Source organism: Levilactobacillus zymae DSM 19395 (assembly GCF_001434115.1).
Classification (GTDB): Bacteria; Bacillota; Bacilli; order Lactobacillales; family Lactobacillaceae; genus Levilactobacillus; species Levilactobacillus zymae.
This window is the reverse complement of the sequence record NZ_AZDW01000058.1, coordinates 76,850-83,468: the sequence shown is the minus strand read 5'-3', so window position 1 is coordinate 83,468 and position 6,619 is coordinate 76,850. Positions and strand designations below refer to the sequence as shown.

Sequence of the window (6,619 nt, the reverse complement as noted above, 5' to 3'; positions counted from 1 at the left end):
AAAATATGTCCTGTGATACCAAGGGATCAGTCTGTCTTCATACTTTCAAGTTTCAGGTTATTAATCTATTTTCCAGAGGAGGAATTCACGTGTTTCATAAATCAGTCATCGGGGCCGCCAGTCTCGCCTTGGCCGCCGCATGCGGGTTGAGTCTCATCACCACGCCCGCGGCCGCTAAGAGCGACTACTACACCACTAACCCCCAAATCATCCGGACCAAGAAAACGGTCGTTTACTATAAGAACGCCGCGCGGACCCAGAAGGCCCAGACCATTAAGGCGGACCACTACGCCAAGATTTCCAAGGTCGTCACGCCAAAGGGTAAGGCCCCCGTTCTCAAGACCAACACGGGTAAGTACGTCACGGCCAATAAGGCCTTCGTCGCCAAAACGGCCGGCTACCAGAATCCCAAGCGCTACTACCAGGTCAACTACCACCAGATCAAGCCTTACGGCAAGGTCGGTTACACCGTCAAGCGTAACTACGAAGGCATCAAGACCTGGAAAATCATGCGGCGCCTCGGCACGGCTAACGGGTATAACAAGTACAATCAGGCTACCTACAACGCCGTCAAGGCCTTCCAACGTAAACATGGCTTAAAGGTTACGGGGAACGTCAACGAAAAGACCTGGGTCAAGTTGGGCTTCTCTAAGTCCAGCTTCAAGAGCATCGACAGTTACGTGGCCCCTCTAGGCGCCCACGCCTGGAACGGCCGCTCCGCGCACATCGAGGCCATGATCAAGCAGGCTTACAAGTACAAGGGTAACCCGTACTTAGTCGGTTCCTCGTCTAAACCCAGCTACGGGACGGACTGTTCCGGCCTAGTCATGCAGGCGTTATACGCCGGTGGAATCAACCCGGCGCCGATCAGTGCGATTCACCACGCCTACCCGGGCAACGAATGGAACTCCCGGAACCTCTGGGCTAGCAAGAAGTTCAAGCACGTGGCCTACCGTAACCGGCAACGCGGCGACCTGGTCTTCTATTACCAACCTGGGACCCGCACCATCTGGCACGTGGCCCTGTATCTCGGCCACAACCGGGTCATCGAGAGCTGGCCACCCCGGATCATGGTCCAACCCATTAAGAACGGCCAACGGTCTGACGTGGCGGGAATCGCCCGCGTTTTTAATTAAATCGATTTTGCGAAAGGCTTCTATCTCCGGCTACACGCCGCTAGAAGCCTTTTTTAGCACTTCCGCCAACGAAAACCATGGCTGGTCTCACTCGCTCACCGCCACTTGCCCGGAGCCACTGGTGATTACCAGTGGCGCTTGGCCGACCTGGTGGTACGGGGTCTTTTGGCGCTGACCGTTACGCTTGAATTGGCCATTCTTGACCGTCACCACCAGCCCGGACGTTTGCAGACGCTTCAAGGTCGTGCGTCCGTTAGTTTTAACCAGTCGACTAGCGCCCATAAGCGTTAAAGCCGTCCCCGTCGTTGTCCCGTTTTGATGGTGGATTTCCAGATGGTCGACGGTCAACTGGGTCAAGTTTAGCGTGCCGTTCAATTAGTTGACGCGCACCACCTTTAAGGTGGCCCGGGGCACCGTCAACGTGATGTACGGCGAGCGACCAATCTCTAACTGATGCTTTCCCGCCGCCGTTTCTGTCAAACGCAGAACACCGTTTCGCTGCGTGACCCGATACTGTCCGCGGCTAACGTTTGCCAACCGCAATTGCGGGGTGGACCCGGCCTGGATGTGGACCACCGCCGTGCGCACCGTCAGTTGTAGTTGTCGGGGCGTTTGCACGGTGATTCGCCGGGTGGTCAACGACTTGACCGTCCCCATGTTCACGTTGAGCCGTTTTTGCGCACTGACCGCCCACCACGTGAGACCGCCCAACCCCAATCCAATCACGATTAACCCACTTAAAAGCACCCGTAACACTCTTTTCATAATGCATTCCTCCAGTTGTGAATGAATATATTTTAAATTCATTCATTTTTAGCGTTAAAAAGACGATGACCTATTTCAAGATCACCGCTAACATGCCCGTAATCAAATCGTCCAAGACCTGCGCATAGTCCGTCGTGGTGATTTCGCTTTGGTGAAAATCAACGACGACCACGGCGTTAAAGAGGCTTAATCCGCGCGCCTGGGTCATCCCCGGGGCCAATAAACCACGCGCTTGCCACCGGTCGAGCAACCGAACAAACGTCGTGTAGACCAGACTGGTTTCCACGGCGGACGGGGCCGTCTGCGCGATCAAGGCGTTGAGCTTGGGATTGTCGAACCACTCTTGCAAAATCAAATTATCCTGTGATTGAACCATGATCTCGTGGACCACCTGCCGGACTAACGGCAACGGGTCAGCGTCTAAATCGACGGCCGCAATGATGTTAGCCTTCACCCGCTCGTTTTCGGCCGTATAAATTTGTAAAAAAATGGCCGCCTTAGAATCGTAGAAGTTATAAAACGTGCCGACTGCGACCTGGGCCGCCGCGGCGATCTCCGCAATACTGGTGGCCTTGAATCCCTTGGTTTTAAACAAGTGATACGCCGCGGTCAGTAGCTGTTGTTGTTTCTCCATGCTAAACGCTCCTTTGTCAATGAATGAATAATATATTTATTCATTCAGTTTGTCAACCCAAAATAACCCGGGAAATTTAACTACCATTTCCCGGGTTATTTTCATGTCGATTTAATGTTCTGCTAAGTAGGTCAACATGGCCTTAGCCCCCGCCTGCGTCAACAAGTCGGGTGTTTGGGCCATGGCGTCGGCAACGGTCATGCCCTCCGGCGTCGAGACGATGACGTCGTGGACCCCGGTCGCCTGGATCTTAGCCAGGCTGCCCTGAACGCTGCCGGCGACCAAGGCGACGGGTAAGTGCCGTGCTTGGGCCAGGTTAGCGACCGCAATCGGTGCCTTGCCGGTCAGCGATTGGCTGTCCGCCCGCCCTTCGCCGGTAATCACAAAGTCGGCCGTGGCGAGTTGGTCGTCGAGCTTGGTCAAGGTCTGCACCGTCTTGGCACCGGGTTTGAGTTGACCGCCCAGGGCCAAGAGTCCAAAGCCGGTCCCACCGGCGGCCCCGGCACCGGGTTGGCGACTCGCCGCCAGCCCATCTGGCATCGGCACGAAGGTCCGTAACCGGGCTAAGCCTTGGTTCAACCGGGCAATCATTTCGTGCTGGGCACCCTTCTGCGGCCCAAAAACCGCGGCGGCCCCTTCCGGACCGGTCAACGGATTGGTCACGTCGGTCAGCCCAATCAAGGTCGTGTGCTTTAAGCGCTCGTCCAGGCCGCGGAAACTAACGTGGCCTAAGCGCATCAGGCTCCCGCCACCCAGGTCGAGCTTTTGTTGGTTATTGTCGATGAGCCCCGCGCCCAGGGCCACCAGCATACCGGCCCCACCGTCCGTGGAGGCACTGTCGCCCAAGCCCACGTAAATCGTGGTGGCACCCTGATCCATCGCGGCGCTGATCAATTCCCCAACGCCGTAGGTACTGGACGAGACCGGCACCAGGGTCTCCCCGACCAGGGTCAAGCCCACGGCCGCGGCCACTTCGATAATGGCCGTATGGTCGTCTAGCATTCCCCATTGCGCGTCCACGTTCTTACCCAGGGGACCCAACACCGAGGTGGTCATCAGTTGGCCGCCCACCGCGTCAATCACCGCCTTGACGGTGCCCGCACCGCCGTCGGCAATCGCCGCCGTTTGAACTTCGGCGTCCGGCGCCGCTCGTTTAACGCCCGCTGCCAAATACTGATTCACTTCCGTAGAAGTGGCACTACCCTTAAATGAATCCGCCGCAATTACTACTCGCGTCATGTCGTCACGATCCTTCAATCAGATTAGCCGACGCTCCGTTGGGCGGCCAGTTGCCGCCGTAGTTGGGGCCGTACGACTTTCCCGGTGGCGTTGCGCGGATAATCGTGCACGAACAGGACGCGTTTCGGCCGTTCATACGGCGCTAAGTTCGCCTGAGCCTGTGCTAAAATTGCCCGCTGTTGGTCGGTTTGGTCCCCGGGTTGGCTAATAACCACCGCGGTGACCGCTTCGCCATAGAGGTCGTCCGGCGTCCCAATCACCGTGACTTCTTTGACGAACGGCAATTGACTCAAGACGTTTTCCACGTGGGCGGGGGCGACCTTTTCACCACCTACACTAATAATATCCTTTTTTCGACCATTAATAAATAAGTACCCGTCTTCATCGAAGTACCCCAGGTCACCGGTCAGAAACCAGCCTTGATAGAAGGAATCCGGGTGCGGGTCCAGGTAACTGTGGATCACGTGGTCGCCACGCACGGCGATCTCACCACTGGTCCGGCTGGCGTGGGTCAGGTGGCCGTCGACCAGGATGGCCACGTCGGTGCCGACCGGCTTGCCCACCGACCCCACCTTGGGCGCGTCAAACGGATTGAGCGTGCATTGACTGGCGGTCTCGGTCATCCCGTAGCCTTCCAAGATGCGGGTGTGGTAGGTTTGTTCGAACTGGGTCAGCTTATCGAGGGGCAACGAGAACGACGAACACCGCACGAACCGCAGATGGGTCTTGCCGGTGTAGCTTTCCCGGGCCGCCGCGTTGAGTAAGAGGATGTTTAAGATTGTGGGGACCGCGGAGACCCAGGTCACGTGGTTATCTTGGACCTGTGGCCAGAACCGGTGCGCCGAAAACTTGGGGGTAATCACGATTTTCCCGCCGGACAACCGCGTGGACAGGACCGAGACCACCTGCGCGTTGATGTGAAACAGCGGCATCACGATCATGGTGGTGTCGTGGGCCGTCAGGCGGTGGCTGGCAATGTCATGCTCGGCGCCATGCCGCAACAGGTTATGGGTCAACCCCACCCGCTTGGGTTTACCGGTGGTCCCCGACGTGTTCAGGATCAACGCCAGGTCCTCTTCGGTCGGCGTGGCGGCCGCATGACCGGTCACGTCGAGGTCACGAATCAGGCTCAGGGTCGGTGCGGTGTTGAGCTGTAGCTGGGCGACCGTGGTCTGGCGCGTCGCCGTCACGGCGTCGACCAGGTCGGCCGCTACCACGCTGGCAGCGTAATCGTGTTCGGCTAAGGCGGCCTGCAACTCGGCGGCCGGGGTCTTGGCGGCAATCGGGTGCATCACCGCGCCAACCTCCCAGATGGCCTGGGTCAAGACCGGATAGACCGCCGTGTTGGGTAAGCAGACCAGCACCACGTCGCCGTGCCCCACTTCGAGGCTACGGAGGTGGTCGGTCAGCTGATCGACGTCGGCGGCCAGGTCGCCACCGGTAAACCACCGTTCCAGAGTGGTGTCTTTAATGAGTTTCTGACTTGTCGCCTGCTGTAATTGTTGGGTGAGTTTTAACGTGATTTTGGACATAAGCATGTACTCCTTTCCACGGGTGCCACTGCGGTCGACCGATGAGGGCGCCAAACGGGGGAACCCGGTAACAGAACCAAGCAATCGCAAATGAACCGCCTAAGACCCAGGCGTAGCCCACCGGTAACAGGGCTAACAACGCCCAAGCCGGGAGGTGGATTTGCGTTAACGCGCCGTCGAGAACCAGTAACGGCAGCGTCTGAACTAGATATAAGCCAAAGGAAACCTTGGCTAGGGCCTTGATCGACTGATCGAGAAAGACCGGCAAGCCATGCTCACGGGCATGGGCGTATTGCCGACCGAGCCAGAAGACAAAGGCAATCATGAAGAGGTCGTAGACCATGATGTAGGGTTGATGGACCGACTGGGTCGCCCCCAAGCTGAGATGTAAGACGTTTTGGTCGCCGAAATACAGGCCAATCGTCCCCAGCGCTAGCACCAACGTGGTCCAGCCTAACAAGCGGTGGTGGGCCTGAATCCAGGCATCCACGTCGTCGTAGTGGATGGCCACGAAGGCGCCCGCCACGAAGTACACCTGATAGACCAGCACGTTGTTGCCGTAGTAGCGAAAGAGGTACCACCAATTACTCCGGTCAAGCTGGGGGAACCAGTACTTGAGCCAAATGAGTAGTAGGAACTGAATCACGACACTAAAGCCTAGGATGGCCAGGTGCCGGTCGGGAAATCGTTTGAAGAGACCCACCAGCAGGGGGAAAATCAGGTAAAGCTGGAAGGTCACTAAGATGTAGTACATGTAATATTCGTTCCCGTACTGCACGGCGTTGCCCAGGTGCGCCCAGTAGGCGGCCCAGTCGATCGCCTTGCCGGCCCCCAGCGTCACGACTAACAGAATGATGGTGTTCCAGCCCACATAAGGAACGCCCACGCTCAGATACCGTTTGCGCCAGAAGTGCCACCAGTGCGGGTCGCGGTGGTAGTAGTTCAAGACTAGGACCAAGCCGCTCATAAACATGAAGCCCATCCGGGTAAAATGGAGCATCAAGTGCGTCATTTCGAGAACTAAATGGCTATTACTCGTGGCGACCAGCCGCGAAGCAAACGCGGTCGTGGTGTGGTTGAGCAACACCCCGCCAATGAAGATGATCCGCATGAGGTCAACCTCGTGCAGGTAGCGGCGGGGCGTTGCGGGATGATTTTGGGCCACGGTCTCACCTCTTTTGTCAAAGTGCGGCTGTTGGCTCAGCAACAGCGTATCCCCGTTATAGCACGGGCTCTAGGGGGCGGTCCTGATGATTTGCTAAGCGAAAAATATGATTTTCTTAGGAACCGTTTTCATCAAAATCAAGAAAAAC

General features: G+C 57.2%; 7 protein-coding genes. 1 reads left to right on the top strand and 6 read right to left on the bottom strand.

The window, feature by feature from the left end; all coding sequences use genetic code 11:
• Positions 1 to 146 precede the first annotated feature (146 nt).
• Positions 147 to 1,136, top strand: a complete 990-nt coding sequence (locus tag FD38_RS12365) for a DUF5776 domain-containing protein (protein ID WP_371862772.1) — start codon at positions 147 to 149, stop codon at positions 1,134 to 1,136.
• An 87-nt stretch (positions 1,137 to 1,223) separates the two neighbouring features.
• On the opposite strand, the gene FD38_RS12360 is transcribed toward FD38_RS12365, so the two are convergent.
• From FD38_RS12360 to FD38_RS12335, 6 genes are all read right to left on the bottom strand, one after another.
• Positions 1,224 to 1,511 (bottom strand): hypothetical protein, encoded by a 288-nt coding sequence (locus FD38_RS12360; RefSeq protein ID WP_057734618.1) that lies wholly within the window; start codon positions 1,509 to 1,511, stop codon positions 1,224 to 1,226.
• The gene (locus tag FD38_RS12355; RefSeq protein ID WP_057734617.1) at positions 1,512 to 1,901 is read right to left on the bottom strand and encodes a hypothetical protein; all 390 of its coding nucleotides are present in this window, start codon (positions 1,899 to 1,901) and stop codon (positions 1,512 to 1,514) included.
• 70 nt (positions 1,902 to 1,971) lie between these two features.
• Positions 1,972 to 2,535 carry a TetR/AcrR family transcriptional regulator gene (locus FD38_RS12350; protein WP_057734615.1) on the bottom strand — a complete coding sequence of 188 codons (564 nt, stop codon included), beginning with the start codon at positions 2,533 to 2,535 and terminating at the stop codon, positions 1,972 to 1,974.
• A 111-nt stretch (positions 2,536 to 2,646) separates the two neighbouring features.
• Positions 2,647 to 3,774, bottom strand: a complete 1,128-nt coding sequence (locus tag FD38_RS12345; protein WP_057734613.1) for a glycerate kinase family protein — start codon at positions 3,772 to 3,774, stop codon at positions 2,647 to 2,649.
• A gap of 23 nt (positions 3,775 to 3,797) precedes the next feature.
• A complete protein-coding gene (locus FD38_RS12340; protein WP_057734630.1) occupies positions 3,798 to 5,306 on the bottom strand; it encodes an AMP-binding protein in 1,509 nt (502 codons plus the stop codon).
• A complete protein-coding gene (locus FD38_RS12335; RefSeq protein WP_225430791.1) occupies positions 5,242 to 6,471 on the bottom strand; it encodes an acyltransferase in 1,230 nt (409 codons plus the stop codon). Before FD38_RS12335 ends, FD38_RS12340 begins: the two co-directional genes overlap by 65 nt.
• Between the last annotated feature and the right edge of the window lie 148 nt (positions 6,472 to 6,619).